This window comes from Actinoplanes sp. NBC_00393, assembly GCF_036053395.1.
In the GTDB taxonomy this organism is placed as follows: Bacteria; Actinomycetota; Actinomycetes; order Mycobacteriales; family Micromonosporaceae; genus Actinoplanes.
Genome location: NZ_CP107942.1, coordinates 4,939,185 through 4,956,060 on the forward strand (window position 1 = coordinate 4,939,185; position 16,876 = coordinate 4,956,060).

Sequence of the window (16,876 nt, forward strand, 5' to 3'; positions counted from 1 at the left end):
CATTAGGTCTTCGGGCCAACGGGAGGAATGCCCGGTGCTATCCGTTCTCCCGCCCGCGGTCGCCCGGCGGCTCTGGCAAGGCATGGCCGTGGGCGGCGTGCTTGCGACGCTGCTGTACGCGATGTTCACGTCGTCGGCCGTCGGCACAGTCAGTTTCGTCCTGCTCGTGGTCGTGGTGGTGATCGCCTGCTTCGCCGGGCCGCGCCGCTGGGGCGCCGAGCCACCCGGCGCCTGGCTGCTGATCGGCGCCGCCTCGCTGGTCTTCATGATCGGCGTGCTGATCCGGCCGACGGTCACCGAGTGGGAGATGCCGTGGCCGCTGCTCGCCGACGTCGCGACCTTCAGCGGGTACGTGCTTCTCGCGGTCTTCCTCTCGATCCTGCTGCGCCGGCGGGAGAGCCTGGACCGGCACGCCGTCATCGACGGCCTGATCGTCGCGCTGGCCGCCGGCATGGCCAGCACCGTGCTGCTGGCGATGCCCGCCGCCACGGTACCCGACCGGCCGGTCGTGCTCTCGGTCATCCAGGGCACCTACCCGCTGTTCGACGTGATGCTGTTGCTGCTGACCGTCAACCTGACGTTCACGGCGAAGAGCTGGCCAGTCAGCCTGCTCGGGTTGCTCGGCACGATGCTCGGCCTGCTCGCCGGCGACCTCGCCTACGCGATCGTGGGCGTCGACGGCCAGGTCTACGCCTCGCCCCTGCTGAACGTGCCGTTCCTGCTCGCGTACACCGCGCTCGGCGTCGCCGCCCTGCACCCGTCCGTGGTGGAGATGAGCCGGGCCGCGAAACCGCCGGCCCAGGCCTGGTCCCGGCAGCGCCTGGCGCTGCTCGCCCCGGCCCTGGCGATGCCGTTCGTCCTGCTGCTGACCAATCACACGCGGGTCTCCTCCGCACGGGTGCTGATCGCCGCCGGCGGCGCGGCCATCGTGGCGCTGCTGCTGTTCCGCGCCACGTTCGCCGTGCAGGCGCAGGTCGCCGCGCAACTACGGTCCGAGCATCAGGCCACCCACGATCCGCTCACCGGGCTGCCGAACCGGGTGTCGATGTCGGCGCAGATCGAACATCTCGTGACGATCGCCGAGACCGACCACCACGACCGGGTCTGGGTCTACATGCTCGACCTGGACGGCTTCAAGTGGGTCAACGACTCGTGGGGCCACGACACCGGCGACCAGCTGGTCATCGAGGTGGGCCGGCGGCTGCGCACCGCGGTGCCGAACAGCATCCCGCTGGCCCGCGTCGGCGGCGACGAATTCCTGCTCGCGTTCATCGGCGAGAAGGGCCAGGCGCTGCGGCTGGTCGACGACATCCGCGGCTGCTTCGCCCGGCCCTTCCCGGTCCGCGACCACGAAGTGGTGATCACCGCGTCGATCGGCATCTCGCACGCCGAGGGCGACCCGGCCCGGGCCGCGGTGACCGCCGAGGCGCTGATGCGCGACGCCGACACCGCGATGTACCGGGCCAAGGACGAGGGCCCGGGCCGCTCCACCATCTTCGACACCTCGATGCACGCCCAGGTGCGCGAGCGCATCGAACTCGAGGTGGCGCTGCGGGCCGCGCTCGCCGACGACCAGCTGCACGTGGCGTACCAGCCGATCGTGCGGCTGGAGACCGGGGTGCCGGTCGGCGCCGAGGCCCTGGTCCGCTGGATGCACCCGGAACGCGGCCCGATCCCCCCGATGACCTTCATCCCGATCGCCGAGGACGCCGGCCTGATCGGCAGCATCGGCACCTGGGTCCGCAAGGAGGCGCTGCGCCAGCTCGGGGTGTGGCGTTCGGAGGGGATCGTCGGCGAGGACTTCTACCTGTCGATCAACGTGTCGCCGCGCCAGCTCAGCGATCCGGAGCTGCCGCTGATCATTTCCGGGGAGATGCTCCGGTACGGGGTGCCGCCGCAGTGCGTCGCCCTGGAGATGACCGAGTCGGTGATGGTGGACGGGTCCAGCGTCACCTCGCGGGTCCTCTTCGAACTGCGCGAGCTCGGCGTGAAGCTGCTGGTCGACGACTTCGGCACGGGCTTCTCGGCCCTCGGCTACCTGCGCCGCTTCCCGGTCACCGGGGTCAAGATCGACCGGTCCTTCGTGACCGGTCTCGGAGTGAACGTCGAGGACGACGAGATCGTCCGCGCGGTGGTGGCGATGAGCCACGCCCTCGGCCTCAGCGTGATCGCGGAGGGCGTCGAGACACCGCTGCAGCGCGAGGCCCTGTACGCGGTCGGTGTGGTCAACGGCCAGGGCTGGCTGTGGGGCGCGGCGGTCCCGGCCGTCGAGTTCGCCCAGCGGTGGCGCCGGGTCGCGATCGCCGAGGCCCCGTCGGCCCCGGCGATCGCGGCGAACCCGTACGGCCGGCACCGCCGGACCGACTGACTACTCCCGCTCGCGCAGGTGGGCCCGGCGTTCCTCCATGCCGGGCCGGCGCTCGCGGAAACCGGTACGCCGTTCGTCGCGGACCGGCACGTGCGCGGGCGGGAACTCGTACATCCAGAAGGACTGGGCGTCCAGGCGGGTCGGCTGCGCCCGGCCGGCGGCCCGGCTCAGGATCATCGCGATCATCCGGGGCAGGGCGTGCCGCTCCTCGTTGTACGAGCAGATGTCCACGAACACCCGGCCCTTGACCTCACCGATCGGCGCGTACATCGCCCGCAGCAGGGCGACGAAGACCCCTGCGCCGCGGGCGCTCTTCTTGGAGCCCACGAAGGTCACGTAGAAGAGCCGGCGCTGCTCGAACAGCTCCGGCCAGTGGTACTCGAAGTAGTCCGGCGAGATCAGCGGCACCGACTCCAGCTCGGTGGTCTGCACGCCCATCCCGACCAGCGCGCCCTCCGCGTCCAGCGCGAGGTACTTGTCGGCCCGCTTGTCGGCCATCAGGTCCTCGAACTCGTCGCGGTACATCAGATGCCGGTTGGCAGCCATGTACCGCAACTCGTCGAAGGTCTCCCGGTACCACTCCCAGGCCTCGTCCATCATGTCCGCCGGCAGTTCCGGCAGCACTTCCACTCGCATCGTCGCCCCCGACCCCGTGCACATTGCGTCTTCCGATGACAAACCTGTCAGGACCACTGGCGGCGCGCGGGCAACTCCGGCATTATTCGCTCGCGGAATCCTCGAGTAAGCCGTGTCACAGCCGATGGAGGGGGTTATGGCAGCGCTGATCGGAGCCGAAGCCGGGCTTCTCTGGATGGTCGCCCTGTTGCTCACGCTCGCCGGCGGCCTCAGCGCCGCCGTACTGGCCGCGACCCGCCGCCGCTAGCCCCACCCGTCAAAAGCCCGCCGGATGCGGCAGGCTGTGCTGATGCGCTTCGCCACGTGGAACGTCAACTCGGTCAAGGCCCGCCTGCCCCGCCTGCTCGACTGGCTGGCCGGGACCGCCCCGGACGTGGTCCTTCTGCAGGAGACCAAGGTCGCCGAGGACGGCTTCCCGGCCGATGAGGTCGCCGACCTGGGATATCAGACCGCGGCGTACGGCCAGGGCCGCTGGAACGGCGTCGCCGTGCTCTCCCGGATCGGCCTCGACGACGTCCGGCGCGGTTTCGCCGGCCAGCCCGGCTATCCGGACCAGGAGGCCCGCGCGATCAGCGCCCGCTGCGGCGGCATCCGCTTCATGTCGGTGTACGTGCCGAACGGCCGTACCCCCGACGACCCGCACTACGTCTACAAGCTGGAGTGGCTCGCCGCCCTGCGCACCGCCCTGATCCCCGATCTGGCGGCCGGTCCGCTGGTGGTGGCCGGGGACTACAACGTGGCGCCGACCGACGAGGACGTCTGGGACCCGGCCGTCTTCGTCGCCTCCACGCACGTGACGCCTCCGGAGCGCGACGCGCTCGCCGCGATCCGCGACATCGGGCTGATCGACGTGCCGGCGCGGCCGCTCAAGGGCGACCGCCCGTTCACCTATTGGGATTACCGTGCCGGAATGTTCCATCAGAACAAGGGCATGCGGATCGACCTGGTCTACGCCAGCGCGGACGTGGCCGCCCGCGTGACGGATGCCGTGGTGGACCGCGAGGCACGCAAGGGCAAGGGGCCCTCCGATCACGCTCCCATCGTGGTCGATCTGAAGGACTGAAACCGGGGATCCCCGGCGCGGGATGCCCGGTTCCGGGCCGGACGCCGTAGGCTGGGCTGGATCCTGCACGCTGAGCGGTAACTGATCGGCGGGGAGAGACAGGAGGCCACAATGACAGCGCGAACGCCGGCGGGAGCCGGCGAGCCGCTGGTGCCTACGGTTCCGGGCGTTTCCGATCCGGACCTGCTCCGGGCCGCGTTCGAGGCCGCCACCGAGGCCATGTTGCTCTGCGCGGCCGGGGAGAACACCGTCCTGATGGCGAACGCCGAGGCCCGGCGGCTCGTCTCCGGGCTGGAGCCCGGTCAGGATCTGGCCACCGCCCCGCTGCCCGCCCTCACCCGCGCCACCGCCGAGAACGCGGACTCGTTCCGCTGCGAGCACGACGGCCGCTGCGTCTACGGGATGCGGCGGGATCTGGACGACGGTCACTACGCGTGGTTCCTGCGGGACCACACCGAGGAACGCGAGCGCGAGGCGGCACTCGAGGTCGAGCGGTCGCGTACGGCGTTCCTCGCCGAGGCGGGACGACGGCTCTCCGCTTCGCTGCACGTGCGCCGCTGTACGCGTACCACCGTGGAGCTCGCGGTGGCCCACCTGGCCGACGCCGCCGTGGTGATCCTGCCGGCCAATCGCCGGCAGAGCGCCTGGACCCGCCTGGTCCCGGACCGGCCGATCGAGGAGGGCACCCTGCGCGAGAACCGGCTGGCCGACGTGCCCGGCCTGCTGGAGGCGCTCGGCGGCTTCCCGCCCATCCCGAGCCGCTGGCTCGACGCGTCGCAGGTGCCGGAGTGGCTCTTCCCGGCCGACCTCGGCCCGATTCGCGCCCTGCTGGTCACGCCGCTGCCGGGCAACGCCGAGCCGGCCGGCGCGCTGATCCTGGCCCGGCGCGGCTCGGCCACCGAGTTCGCGGCCGAGGACGAGCTGCTCGCCCGCGTCTTCGCGACCCGGGCCGGGGCCGCCATCTCGGCAGCCATGCTCTACCGCGAGCAGGTGGACACCACGGCCGTGCTGCAGGCCGACCTGCTGCCCCCGACCCTGCCCGAGCCGGACGGGTTCGAGCTGACCGGCTCCTACCAGGCGGCCCGCGAGGCGTTGCGGATCGGCGGCGACTTCTACGACGTCTTCGGCCCGGTGGGCGACAACACCGACACCGTGATCGCCCTCGGCGACGTCTGCGGCACCGGCCCGGAGGCGGCGGTGCTGACCGGCAAGGTCCGCCAGACGCTGCGGGCCCTGCGCCTGGTGCGAGCCGGTCCGGAGGAGATGCTCAAGGTCCTCAACGAGGCACTGCTGCAGTCCAGCCGGCAGCACCGGTTCGTGACCATGGTGGTCGGCTCGATCAACCGGATCGAGCACGGCCGGGTCCGCCTCGAGCTGGCCACCGGCGGCCACCCCGCACCGCTGGTGCTGCGCAACGACGGCACTGTGGAAGAGGTGCCCACCAGCGGGACGCTGATCGGCGTGATGCGGCGGACCGTGGTGCGCCCGGCCCAGGTCGAGCTCGCTCCCGGCGAACTGTGCATGCTCTACAGCGACGGCCTCACCGAAGCGCGCGGCGGGCCGAGCGGCGTCGAACAGTACGGTGAGGATCGGCTGCGGCAGGCGCTCGCCGGCTGCCGCGGCATGCCCGGCGTCGCCGCGGTGGAACGCATCCGCCAGCTCGTCTCGGACTGGGTGAACGGCGGCAACCAGGACGACATCGCCATGCTCGTCGTCCGCGCGCCCGCCCGGACACCGCTGAGCCTGCGCGGCGGTGGCATCCCCAACACCTCACCGTTCATGGTCGCCGCCCGCGGTGGCGAGCGGCGGGGCCGGGCGCGCTCATGACCGCACCCACCCAGCGGCTGCCGCTGCACGACCCACGGCTCGCCGAGCACTACGTGAACCTGATCGGCGACGGCGACGAACACGAGGCGGTCGAGCTGGCGCTCGGGCTGCTCGACGACGGCACACCCCCGCAGCGGATCATCGTCGACCTGATCGCCCTCAGCCAGGGGCGGGTCGGCGAGCTCTGGGCGGCCAACGAATGGTCGATCGCCCGTGAGCACGCGGCCACCGCGGTCAACGAACGGGTGCTGGCGGCGCTCGCGGCGCGTACCGCCGTTCGGCCGTTCCGTGGCCGGATCACCCTGGCCTGCGTGGACGGCGAGTGGCACGGTCTGCCCGCCCGGATGCTGGCCGAGCTGCTGCGACTGGACGGCTGGCGGGTCGACTTCCTCGGCGCCAGCGTCCCCGGCCGGCACCTGATCACCCACCTGCACCAGACCGGGCCGGACGCGGTCGCGCTGAGCTGCATGATCCCGATCCGGCTGCCGCGCGCGCACGCCGCGATCACCGCCTGCCGGGCCGCCGGGGTGCCGGTCATCGCCGGCGGGCGCGGCTTCGGCCCCGGCGGCCGGTACGCGGAACGCCTCGGCGCCGACGCGTGGGCCGCCACCGGCGAGGAGGCGGTCACCCGGCTCGCCGAGGACTGGCCCCCGCCGTACGTGTCGGACGTGCCCTTCCTCGAGTCGGACAGCTTCCTCGGCGACGAGGAGTACACCCACCTGGTCCGCAGCCGCCCCCAGCTGATCGCCACGGCGATGAGCCGGCTCCCGGCCGCCTACCCGGTGGCCCACCACTACGACCACAGCCAGCTCGAGGCCACCGCGGAGGACCTCGGCCACATCGCCGACTTCCTGGCCGCTGCCCTCTACGTCGGCGAGGAACAGATCTTCACCGACTTCATCGAGTGGACCGAGAGCGTCCTGGCCGTCCGCGGCGTGCCGCCGGCCGCCCTGCGAGCCGGATTACGCCTGGTCAGGGACCAGCTCATCGACTTCCCGGCGGCGATCGCGATGCTGGACACCGCACTCGCCCGATAAATGGGTGGCGCTGGTCCGCGGGGCCGGACTAACGTTGGCGCCATGCTGTGATGGAGACCCCGGTTCGCCCCCTGCCCGTGTCAGACCGGCAGGCGGCGCGTCGTTCGAAGCCAGTCCCAGGCCGACCGACACCGGGTGCCCTCGCGGCGTTTTCTTCTTTCTGCCGCGATCGGCTGCCTTCCACCTCGTTCGGCCTTCGTCTCACGAGTCCCGCGCCCTCCCCGCGCGGGTCTGCAAGGAGGTCATCGCATGCCTGCCAAGCCTTTTACCGTACATCTGAACCTTGACGAGATCGCCCGCAACGACATCGCGGCAGCGCTGCAGCGGCCGGGCGCCTCGGAAGAACATCAGCCGGCCGTCGCGGCCGCGCATCATGGCGCCCGCGACGATCGGCAGGCCGCCCGTGAGCGGTCGGGGCGGGCCCGGTCGGGGCGTGCGGCCGGCGCTTCCGGGGGCCGTAGCTACGCCTTCCGCCGCAGCTGATCGCACGAGTGCCCCGGCGTCCTTTTCCTCCATACGGACGCCGGGGCACTTCTTCACGTTCCGCGGCTGCTGCCTGCCTCGCTTTTCGGCTGCTCAGCCCAGTTGCGCGTAAACGTCGTCGATCTGGCCGTGGTACATGTCGGCACCACGGGCGAAGTTCGGCCCACCGACCCGCAGCGGCAGGTTGTTGTCCATCGACAGCGTGGCCGGGATCGTGACCCGCTCCCCCGGCACACCGTCCACCGAGATCGTCAGCACCGCACCCGTACGCTGGCACACCACCCGATGCCAACTCCCATCGATGACCGGCCGCGCCGAGATCGCCGCGAACGTCTGCCCACTCCCCCGCGCGACCACGACACACTGCGCCCGCCCGGTCGGCCCGCCGATCTGCAGCTTCCACTGGCTGTCCGCGGTGGCGACGCCCTTCTGCATCACGTTCGCCGAGCCGGTCAGCTGCGCCCGGGTGAGCCGCACCGCGGCCGCCCACCGGAAATTGCGGATGCCCGGATCGAGGTCCGCGTCATCAGGCGCTTCCATAATCGCCTTCGCGCAGGTCACCGTAGTGGCCGCACACGGCGCCGGGAACGTCGCATACCGTCCCGCACCCATCGCCACAAACCCGACCGCACCGTTGTTGGCCCCGCGAACGGTCAGCGCACTACCACGCCCGGAAAGCTCGGAGATCCGGCCGGCAACCGCGCCCCCGTCAAAGTTATACCGCGCCACCAGCGCGGGCGCCGGCTCAACCACAGGCGCAGCAACCGCCGGCGCTGCCATTACCGGCACCGCGAGCAGAGCAAGAGTCCAAACCCTGAGGATCTTCATGAGAAGAAGATCCCCTAATAGCCGCTTAAAGTGCAAAAACACCACAAAATCTATATCGTACGGGCTAAGCCGTTCCGCCGATCCCCACCCTCAGCCACGCCGCCCCGCGTCGCCGGCTGGTTAACAGCGCTGTTCCGAACGCCCCGAAACAGCCGTGTTAACCAGCCCCGCGCTCTCCCCCGCCTCTCGAACGCCGGCACCCTCCCGACTCACCGAACGCCCGCGCCTTCGCAGCTCGAAGAACGCCCACGGCTTCGCGGCACGGAGAACGCCTGCGGCTACGGATCAGAGATCGCTCGCGGCTGCACGGCCCGAAGATCGCCCGCGCCTGCCCGGCTCAGAGAAACGCCGGCCGCTTCCCAGCTCAGAGAACGCCCGCCGCTGCGCGGCTCAAAGAACGCTCGCGGCTGCGCGGCTCAGAGAACGCCCGCCGCCTCGGCCATCATGCAAACCGCGACCAGGCGCAGCAGAGGCCACCCGGCGCTCAGCCACTCGACGGCGGTGGCCGGCGCCGCACCCGGCTGCGGAATCGGACGGCCGATCCGCACCGCGCCGGCGACGATCGACCGCGCGTAGGCCGCCAGCCCCTCGGCATCGCCGTTCCGGCCGGCGTCCCGCAGGGCGTCCCGGACAGCCGCCGCGTGCTGGTCGATCCGGGCCAGCAGGGCGGGCTCAGCGAACGCGGCAGCAAGGCCGTCGACACCCACCCGCGCCATCATCTCGTCGAGGTACACACTCGCCGGACGGGCGGCGGCAACAGCGGCGATCGGGGCGAAAGCGAGGTTCTCGTTCGTCATGCGGAAGACGCTAGAGCCCGGTGACCAGCAAGAACAGGCGCGTAACCGAACGGCACCCCAAGCGCCACCGCCCCCGCACCCACCGCTACCGTCCCGCACCCAATCCCGCCCGGCTGACCCCCACTGCTGCTTCCCGGGCCGGGAAACGACACTCCCAGTCAGCCCGCTCACCCGGCTGACCCCCAGCGCTGCCTCCGGAGCCTGGAAGCGACACTCACCGTCAGCCCGCCCACCCGGCTGACTCTCACCGCTGCCTCCTGGAGCCGGAGACGACACTCACCGTCAGCCGACCTACCCGGCTGACCACCAACGCTGCCTCCCGAGCCGGGAAACGACACTCACCGTCAGCCCGCCCACCCAGCTGACCACGAACGCTGCCTCCCCGACCCGAAGACGACACTCACCGTCAGCCGACCTACCCGGCTGACCACCAACGCTGCCTCCCGAGCCGGGAAACGACACTCACCGTCAGCCCGCCCACCCAGCTGACCACGAACGCTGCCTCCCCGACCCGGAGACGACACTCATCGTCAGCCGACCTACCTGGCTGACCACGAGCGGTGCCTCTCGGGCGGCGAAGCGACGCCTGAGGTCAGCCGAGCCAGCGACCAACGCGGGCGGGACCACGTGCTTGAGCCCGGCGGGCGCCGGGCGGCCTGGACCGGGCAGGTGGCCGCGCGGTAGCCGAGGTTCGGCCACGGCTTCGGCAGGGAGGTGTAGGCGTACCGGAAAGCGGTTTTAGATTGGCAGTGCGTCCATGGCCTTATAGATGCGTTTGTCCGAGATTGCGTAGGCCGTGCCGAGGGTCTGCGCGAAGTAGTTGATGCGCAGCTCCTCGATCATCCAGCGGATGTCACGCAGGCCCTCCTCGGCCGGGCCGCCGGTGACGGCTTCGGCGCGCAGCTCGCGGTACTCGGATTCGATCTCGTGGATCTGAGTGGTGAGCTGGCGGTCGCGGGCGAGGTTGCCGCCGAGGCGGTCCAGGCGGTGGACGATGCCGCGCAGGTATCGGGGCATATGGTGCAGCTGCCGCCAGCCGGTCTCGGTGACGAAACCGGGATGTACCAGGCCTTTCAGCTGCTGCCGGATGTCCGCCAGTGCGGGCAGCAGGCCGGGGTCGCGCAGCGCCTTGAGGCGCTGGTCGACGTCGTACGCGGTGGCGAGCACCGCCTGCACCTGGGTGACCACGTTGGCCACCGCGTCGACGAGATCCTCCCGGACCGTGTTGCGCAGCGACGCGAACTCGACCGACGACCAGACCGGCCCACCGGCGTCGGCGACCAGGCGGTCGACGGCCGCGCCCGCGCAGTCGTCGAGCAGGTCGGCGATCGAGCGGTACGGGTTGCCGCGGGAAAGTTCCAGTTTGGCCCGGTTGTCGAGGCGTCCCTGCAGGTAGCGGGCGGCCGGCGGCAGCGTGAGCATGAGCAGCTTGCGGGTGCCGGCGGCCATCGCGAGGCGTTGCGCGGGCTCGGTCTCGAAGACCTTGATCGCCACGCTGTCACCCTCGTCGACCAGTGCCGGCCAGACGTTGACCTCGTAGCCGCCGCGCACCTGGGCGACCCGGCGCGGCAGCACGCCGAAGTCGTTCGTGGTGATGCCGCGGCGTTCCAGGTTGCCGGCCGCCCTGGAGATCGTGGCCTGCACCTTCGGCGCGAGCTGGCGGCGCAGCACGTCCAGGTCGCGGCCCTCGGCGACCACTTCGCCGGCCTCGTTGACCACCCGGAAGTTCATCCGCAGATGCTCGGGCACCTGGTCCGGCCGCCACGCGTCGCGCGGCACGATGGTGCCGGTGAGGCGGCGCAGCTCGTTGCCGATGGCGTCGGGCAGCGGGCCGCGCCGGGCCGGCACGCGGTCGAGGACCGCCTCCGCCCAGTCCGGCACCGGGACGAAGCTGGTGCGCAACTGCTTGGGCAGCGCCCGGATCAGGGCGATCACCACATCCTTGCGGAAACCGGGCACCGACCAGCCGAAGTCGTCCGCGTCCACCTTGTTGATCAGGTCGAGTGGCACCTTCACGGTGACGCCGTCGGCGTGCGAGTTCGGCTCGAACTCGTAGTACAGCGGCAGTTTGACTCCGCCGGCCAGCCAGGCGTCCGGGAAAGCGTTCGGGTCGACGGTGTCGCGGCCCGCGTTGACCAGGTCGTCGCGGGTGAAATGAAGCAGTTCCGGATCGTCTCGGCGCGCCTTCTTCCACCAGCCGTCGAAATGGCGGGCGGAGACGACTTCGGCGGGAATGCGGGCGTCGTAGAGCGCATAAACCGTCTCGTCGTCGACCGCGATGTCGCGACGCCGGGCCCGGTTCTCGATCTCGGTGATCTGCTTCAGCAGCCGATTGTTGGCGTCGAAGAACTTGTGGTGGGTCTCCCAGTCGCCCTCGACCAGGGCGTGCCGGATGAACAGTTCCCGGGAGACGACCGGGTCGACCTTTCCGTAACCGACGCGGCGGCGCGGCACGATCGGCAGACCGTAGAGTGTGACCTTCTCGAAGGCCATCACGGCACCCATCTTCCGGTCCCAGTGCGGTTCCGAATAGGTGCGTTTGACCAGGTGGGGCGCGAGTTTCTCGGCCCATTCCGGCTCGATCCGCGCGTTCACCCGGGCCCAGAGCCGGCTGGTCTCGACCAGCTCGGCAGACATCACCCAGCGCGGCTGGCGCTTGAACAGCGCCGAGCCGGGGAAAATCGCGAACTTGGCGCCGCGGGCGCCGACGAACTCCCGCTTGTCCTGATCCTTCATGCCGATGTGGCTCAACAGACCCGCGAGCAGCGCGGTGTGCACCGGCTGTGCCGCGACTCCCGCTTCCCAGTCCTCTTTCACCGACAGATTGAGCGTACGCGCGACCTGTTTCAATTGCGCGTAGATGTCCTGCCATTCCCGGACCCGCAGATAGTTCAGGAATTCCGAACGGCACAGTCGGCGGAACTGATTTCCGGAAAGCTCCTGCTGTTTCTCCCGCAGATACCGCCACAGGTTGAGGAAGGTGAAGAAATCCGATTCCTTGTCGGTGAAACGCGCGTGTTTCTCGTCGGCCTGCTGCTGTTTGTCGGCCGGCCGCTCCCGCGGATCCTGGATCGACAGCGCAGCCGCGATCACCATGACCTCGGCGACGCACTCCTGCCGGTCCGCCTCGATGACCATGCGGGCCAGCCGCGGGTCGACCGGCAGCTGGGCGAGCTGGCGGCCCATCGGGGTGAGTTTGCGGTCGTCGAGGGCGCCGAGCTCCTCGAGCAGCTTGATGCCGTCGGTGACGTTGCGCCGGTCCGGCGGGTCGATGAACGGGAACTTCTGCAGGTCGCCGAGGCCCAGGTTGGTCATCTGCAGGATGACGCTGGCCAGGTTGGTCCGCAGGATCTCCGGCTCGGTGAACTCGGGGCGCTGCTCGAAGTCCTCCTCCGAGTACAGCCGGATGCAGATGCCGTCCGACGTACGCCCGCAGCGTCCTTTGCGCTGGTTGGCGCTGGCCTGCGAGACCGGCTCGATGGGCAGCCGCTGCACCTTGAGCCGGTTGGAGTAGCGGCTGATCCGGGCCGTGCCCGGGTCGATCACGTAGCGGATGCCGGGGACAGTCAGCGAGGTCTCGGCGACGTTGGTGGCGAGCACGACCCGGCGGCCGGTGTGCCGTTCGAAGACCCTGTGCTGCTCGGCGGCGGAGAGCCGGCCGTAGAGCGGGACGATCTCGGTGTTGCGCAGGTTTCGCTTGTTGAGGGCGTCGGCGGTGTCCCGGATCTCCCGCTCGCCGGAGAGGAAGACGAGGATGTCGCCATCTGCGGGGAGCTCGTCCACGGCATCGGCGATACCGTCGATCTGGTCCTGCGGCTCTTCCGTGTCGTCCTCGGTGACGGTGACGAGTGGGCGATATCGGACCTCGACCGGATAGGTACGCCCGGACACCTCGATCACCGGAGCCGGCTTCCCGGCGCCGTCAGCGAAATGCTCGGCGAACCGCTGCGTCTCGATCGTCGCCGACGTGATGATCAGCTTCAGGTCGGGGCGCTTCGGCAGGAGCTCGCGCAGGTAGCCCAGGATGAAGTCGATGTTCAGGCTGCGCTCGTGCGCCTCGTCGATGATCAGCGTGTCGTAGCGGCGCAGCATCCGGTCGTTCTGGATCTCGGCGAGCAGGATGCCGTCGGTCATCACCTTGACCATGGTGTCGTCGCTCACCTGGTCGGTGAACCGCACCTTGTAGCCGACCGTGGACCCGAGCGGCCGGTCCAGCTCCTCGGCGATCCGCTCCGCGACGGTCCGCGCCGCGATCCGCCGCGGTTGGGTGTGCCCGATCTGCCCGCGTACCCCCCGGCCCAGCTCCATGCAGATCTTGGGGATCTGGGTGGTCTTGCCGGAGCCGGTCTCCCCGGCGACGACGACCACCTGGTGGTCGCGGATCGCCGCGGCGATGTCGTCCTTGCGGGTGCTGACCGGCAGCGCCTGCGGATAGGTGATCTTCGGCACCGAGGCGAGCCGGCTCTCCAGCCGCAGCCGCGCCTGCTCCACCTCGCCTTCGATCTCCGCGAGCACGGCGGAACGCGCGGCGTCGTCCCGGATCCGCCGGGTGCCCTCGAGGCGGCGCTGCAGGCGCCGCTCGTCACGGGGCAACAACTCGGAGATCCGGGAACGCAGCTCGGCGGTGGCCGGCGTCGCCCCGGCGGGTGTCGCTCCGGCGGGCATTGCTCCGGCAGGCGATGGTCCGGCAGGCGATGCCCCGACGGGCGCCCCGGCGGGCGTTGCTCCGGCGGGCGATGCTTTGGCAGGCGATGTCGACATGGCGCAGCAAGAATAGGCGGAACCGGCCGGAAACGCCTGGTGATTAACGCCGCCCTTGCCGTGTCAGCTGCCCGGGGCCGACTGCGGGTTGGCGGCCAGCCACTGGTCGATGGTGTCGTTCTTGATCGCCGCGAACATCGCCGCCGACTTCTTCGGGTCGAGCTGGACCGCCGAGCCGGCCTTCGTCCGGAGGCTGGCAGTCGAGGAGGGCACGGTGGCGTACGCGATGCTCTGTGGCCGGATGTCCCGCACCGCGAACGCCAGGTCGCGCAGGTCCAAGCTCTCGTCGACGGTCAGCGCGCCGGCCGCGATGCCGAGCAGGCTGTCCAGCTCGAGCGGGTTGGTCAGGGCGCCGCTCTTCGACACCTTGGCGATCACCGCCTTAACCACCAGCTGCTGGTTGTGCATCCGCCCGAAGTCGCCGCCGGGCACCTCGTAGCGCTGCCGCATGAACTCCTCGGCCTCTTCCCCGTCGAGGTCGTGACAGCCCTTGTTCCAGACCCGCTCGGAGAACGTCGACCGCACGTCATAGGGAACACAGACGTTGACCCCGTCCACCGCGTCGACCATCTCCCGGACCGCCGCGAAGTCCGCAATCATCGCGCCGTCCAGGGTCACCCCGGTGAGCTGCTTGACCGTCTGCGCGGTCAGCTTGGCCCCACCGAACGCGAAGGCCGCATTGATCTTGTTCTTGCCGCCCTTCCAGGAGCCGCCGGCGGGCACGTCGACGTAGCTGTCCCGCGGGATGGAGACGATCGCGGCCTTGTCCCGGCTCTTCGAAATGTGCAGCAGCATGATGGTGTCCGAGCGCTCACCGATCGAGCTGGTGCCGCCGTCCTCCTCGGCCCGCGAGTCCGACCCGAGCAGCAGCAGGTTGAGCGCGCCGGACTCCCAGTTGCGCTGACTCTGGGCGGCGTCCTCCGCAGAAGACTCCGGCAGCAGAGCCGACCGCTCCACTTTGCCCTCGTAACGGCTATAGAGGAAATAGCCGCCGCCAACCACTCCGGCGACAATGACAAGCACCAGAACGCCTAGCAGTGAAAGTGCCTTTTGCCAACCTGCGAGGCCCCTTTTCCGGTGTGACCTCGGTGATGCGGTTGGTTCGGCTTCTTCACGGCCGGGCGTCAAAACCATGCCCGACACCCTGAAGGCAGTTCGGCAAATCGGTCAAGCTGGGGGCATCAACCGTTCGGTCAGCTTTTGATCACAGGTGGCCGCTGCGTCTCTGAAAGAACCACTGCGGCCAAGCATCTTTCAGGTACGAGTACCGGAACCGCTTCCACCATATGAGATGCAGGGGTCCCGAGGATTGTGCGATAGCCCACTCCACCTTCTCCGACGCGTTGAAGCGCTCGTCTCCCGATTCGGACATGTCCGTAACAGAACACCAAGATGGGCTGACGTTTGCCGGGTTATGTCCAATTCCTGCGGGCCCGCCGAGGAAAGGCGGTCAATAGCCCGATTCGGGCCTGTGGGATCTTGAGATCGGCCGAATGGCGGACCCTTCCCGATCATCTTGATCTTTAGGGTTCCTGCGTTCCAGAAACGGCACTGTTCCGTTCCACCGAAAAGCAGAAGCGCGGATGAGAGAGTCGACCACGAATCGGCCAACGGGGCCTCAGAGCGATACCGCGTCACGTGCGGAGGGCTGGGAACGGACGACGATCGACGTCCTGGCCCGCCGCGACCGCGCCGGCACGCGACCGGAAAGGTCGGCTTGGCGACGGTTCGGCGAGCACTTCAAGACCGGGCGGGTGCTGTTCGCCGGCGATGCGCTGGTCGCCGCCTGTTTCGCCGGCTGGTGGGTGCAGTGGACCTGGCCCCTGTTGCTCGGCTGGTTGTTCACAGTCACCTCTTACGCGTCGTCAGGCATCTACCGGCCACGCCTGCACCTCACGCTCCTGGACCAGGTGCCGCAGTTGATCAGCCAGTTCGTCGTCGCGATGAGCGTGGCGCTGACCGTGCCGGCGCTGCTCGGCGTGCCTTTGGAGCTGCGCCGGCACGTCGCCGGGGCAGCCCTGATGATCGGCGCCATGCTGCTCGTGCGCGGCGTGATCTTCACGGCCATCCGGGTCGGCCGAAGCGCCGACATGGTGGCTCACCCGACCCTCATCCTGGGTGACGGCATGCACGCTCAACAGGTCATCGGCGTCCTGAGCAGGCACAAGACCTACGGACTGAACGTTGTGGGCTATGTCGCCGCTGCGCCGGCAGCTCCCGCGGAGGCCGGCGAGGGCTGGAAGTACCTCGGCAACTTCGCCGCCCTGCCCCGCATCGTCGAACAGCACACGATCAGCGTTCTGCTGATCGACGAGATGTCGGTGGACCGGCCGCGGCTGCTCGACGGGCTGCGGAGCCGCGTCGGCATGCCGGCGACCTTCCTGCTGCTGCGGTCGTGGCCGCTGGGCGGATCACGGGCCACCGGGGATCACATCGGGGGCGTGCCGATCCTCCGGCTCAGCCAGGGCTGGAGCGTCGGACAGCGATTCAGCAAGCGGCTCTTCGACATCCTGCTGGCGGCCACGCTGCTCGTCGTTCTCGCCCCACTGATGTTGCTCGTGATCGCCGCGATCCTCGTCGAGGACTGGCACAACCCAATCTTCAAACAGGTGCGGGTCGGCCGTGACGGCCGGCTGTTCACGATGTACAAACTCCGCTCGATGCGCCCGGTCGCGCCGGATCAGTCCGATACCGCCTGGTCCGACGTCGCAGCCTCCCGGATCGGCCGTGTGGGCCGGTTCATCCGGGCCACCTCGATCGACGAGCTTCCCCAGTTGGTCAACATCCTCTGCGGGGACATGACATTCGTCGGTCCCCGCCCGGAACGGCCGCACTACGTCGAGCAGTTCAGCGCGATGTTTCCGGAGTACCAGTCCCGCCACCGGGTCACTGTCGGCCTGACCGGCCTGGCCCAGGTGAACGGCCTGCGCGGCGACACGTCGATCGACGACAGAATTCGCCACGACAACTACTACATCGACCACTGGAACCTTTGGCTCGACATCAAGGTCCTGATCTGGACCCTCGGGCAGACGTTCGGCGCACGCGGCAGCTGAACCCGCGTTCCCCCGACAGC

The 16,876-nt window shown here is 69.7% G+C and carries 11 protein-coding genes; 6 read left to right on the top strand and 5 right to left on the bottom strand.

Annotated features, from left to right (window positions below; all coding sequences use genetic code 11):
- Nucleotides 1-34: 34 nt before the first annotated feature.
- Nucleotides 35-2,368 (top strand): putative bifunctional diguanylate cyclase/phosphodiesterase, encoded by a 2,334-nt coding sequence (locus tag OHA21_RS23245; protein WP_328476941.1) that lies wholly within the window; start codon nt 35-37, stop codon nt 2,366-2,368.
- On the opposite strand, the gene OHA21_RS23250 is transcribed toward OHA21_RS23245, so the two are convergent.
- On the bottom strand, nt 2,369-3,004 hold the full coding sequence (locus OHA21_RS23250) for a hypothetical protein (RefSeq protein WP_328476944.1): 636 nt from the start codon (nt 3,002-3,004) through the stop codon (nt 2,369-2,371).
- A 289-nt stretch (nt 3,005-3,293) separates the two neighbouring features.
- On the opposite strand from OHA21_RS23250, the gene OHA21_RS23255 reads away from it, so the two are divergent.
- The 4 genes from OHA21_RS23255 to OHA21_RS23270 all read left to right on the top strand — a co-directional run bounded on the left by OHA21_RS23255 (nt 3,294) and on the right by OHA21_RS23270 (nt 7,414).
- Entirely contained in the window at nt 3,294-4,067 is a 774-nt protein-coding gene (locus tag OHA21_RS23255) for an exodeoxyribonuclease III (RefSeq protein WP_328476945.1), read from the top strand.
- A 111-nt stretch (nt 4,068-4,178) separates the two neighbouring features.
- Nucleotides 4,179-5,894, top strand: a complete 1,716-nt coding sequence (locus tag OHA21_RS23260; protein ID WP_328476947.1) for a PP2C family protein-serine/threonine phosphatase — start codon at nt 4,179-4,181, stop codon at nt 5,892-5,894.
- The gene (locus OHA21_RS23265) at nt 5,891-6,931 is read left to right on the top strand and encodes a cobalamin B12-binding domain-containing protein (RefSeq protein WP_328476949.1); all 1,041 of its coding nucleotides are present in this window, start codon (nt 5,891-5,893) and stop codon (nt 6,929-6,931) included. The genes OHA21_RS23260 and OHA21_RS23265 overlap by 4 nt, the downstream gene beginning before the upstream one ends.
- A gap of 249 nt (nt 6,932-7,180) precedes the next feature.
- Nucleotides 7,181-7,414 (top strand): hypothetical protein, encoded by a 234-nt coding sequence (locus OHA21_RS23270; protein WP_328476951.1) that lies wholly within the window; start codon nt 7,181-7,183, stop codon nt 7,412-7,414.
- A gap of 93 nt (nt 7,415-7,507) precedes the next feature.
- Here the strand turns inward: OHA21_RS23270 and OHA21_RS23275 are convergent, their stop codons facing one another.
- The 4 genes from OHA21_RS23275 to OHA21_RS23290 all read right to left on the bottom strand — a co-directional run bounded on the left by OHA21_RS23275 (nt 7,508) and on the right by OHA21_RS23290 (nt 14,823).
- Entirely contained in the window at nt 7,508-8,242 is a 735-nt protein-coding gene (locus OHA21_RS23275; protein WP_328476953.1) for a LamG-like jellyroll fold domain-containing protein, read from the bottom strand.
- 416 nt (nt 8,243-8,658) lie between these two features.
- Nucleotides 8,659-9,039: a DUF6401 family natural product biosynthesis protein gene (locus OHA21_RS23280; protein WP_328476955.1), complete on the bottom strand. Its 381-nt coding sequence runs from the start codon at nt 9,037-9,039 to the stop codon at nt 8,659-8,661.
- Between the two features lie 738 nt (nt 9,040-9,777).
- Nucleotides 9,778-13,704, bottom strand: a complete 3,927-nt coding sequence (hrpA, locus tag OHA21_RS23285; RefSeq protein WP_328476957.1) for an ATP-dependent RNA helicase HrpA — start codon at nt 13,702-13,704, stop codon at nt 9,778-9,780.
- Between the two features lie 159 nt (nt 13,705-13,863).
- Nucleotides 13,864-14,823: an LCP family protein gene (locus OHA21_RS23290; RefSeq protein WP_328476959.1), complete on the bottom strand. Its 960-nt coding sequence runs from the start codon at nt 14,821-14,823 to the stop codon at nt 13,864-13,866.
- A 560-nt stretch (nt 14,824-15,383) separates the two neighbouring features.
- On the opposite strand from OHA21_RS23290, the gene OHA21_RS23295 reads away from it, so the two are divergent.
- Nucleotides 15,384-16,856, top strand: a complete 1,473-nt coding sequence (locus tag OHA21_RS23295; protein WP_328476961.1) for an exopolysaccharide biosynthesis polyprenyl glycosylphosphotransferase — start codon at nt 15,384-15,386, stop codon at nt 16,854-16,856.
- Nucleotides 16,857-16,876 lie beyond the last annotated feature (20 nt).

Excerpts from the sequence above, each read along its gene's own strand:
- OHA21_RS23255 (WP_328476945.1), top strand. The coding sequence starts at position 3,294 with ATGCGCTTCGCCACGTGGAACGTCAACTCGGTCAAGGCCCGCCTGCCC.
- OHA21_RS23260 (WP_328476947.1), top strand. The coding sequence starts at position 4,179 with ATGACAGCGCGAACGCCGGCGGGAGCCGGCGAGCCGCTGGTGCCTACG.
- OHA21_RS23270 (WP_328476951.1), top strand. The coding sequence starts at position 7,181 with ATGCCTGCCAAGCCTTTTACCGTACATCTGAACCTTGACGAGATCGCC.
- OHA21_RS23275 (WP_328476953.1), bottom strand. The coding sequence starts at position 8,242 with ATGAAGATCCTCAGGGTTTGGACTCTTGCTCTGCTCGCGGTGCCGGTA.
- hrpA (WP_328476957.1), bottom strand. The coding sequence starts at position 13,704 with ATGCCCGCCGGAGCGACACCCGCCGGGGCGACGCCGGCCACCGCCGAG.
- OHA21_RS23265 (WP_328476949.1), top strand. The coding sequence starts at position 5,891 with ATGACCGCACCCACCCAGCGGCTGCCGCTGCACGACCCACGGCTCGCC.
- OHA21_RS23295 (WP_328476961.1), top strand. The coding sequence starts at position 15,384 with ATGAGAGAGTCGACCACGAATCGGCCAACGGGGCCTCAGAGCGATACC.
- OHA21_RS23250 (WP_328476944.1), bottom strand. The coding sequence starts at position 3,004 with ATGCGAGTGGAAGTGCTGCCGGAACTGCCGGCGGACATGATGGACGAG.
- OHA21_RS23280 (WP_328476955.1), bottom strand. The coding sequence starts at position 9,039 with ATGACGAACGAGAACCTCGCTTTCGCCCCGATCGCCGCTGTTGCCGCC.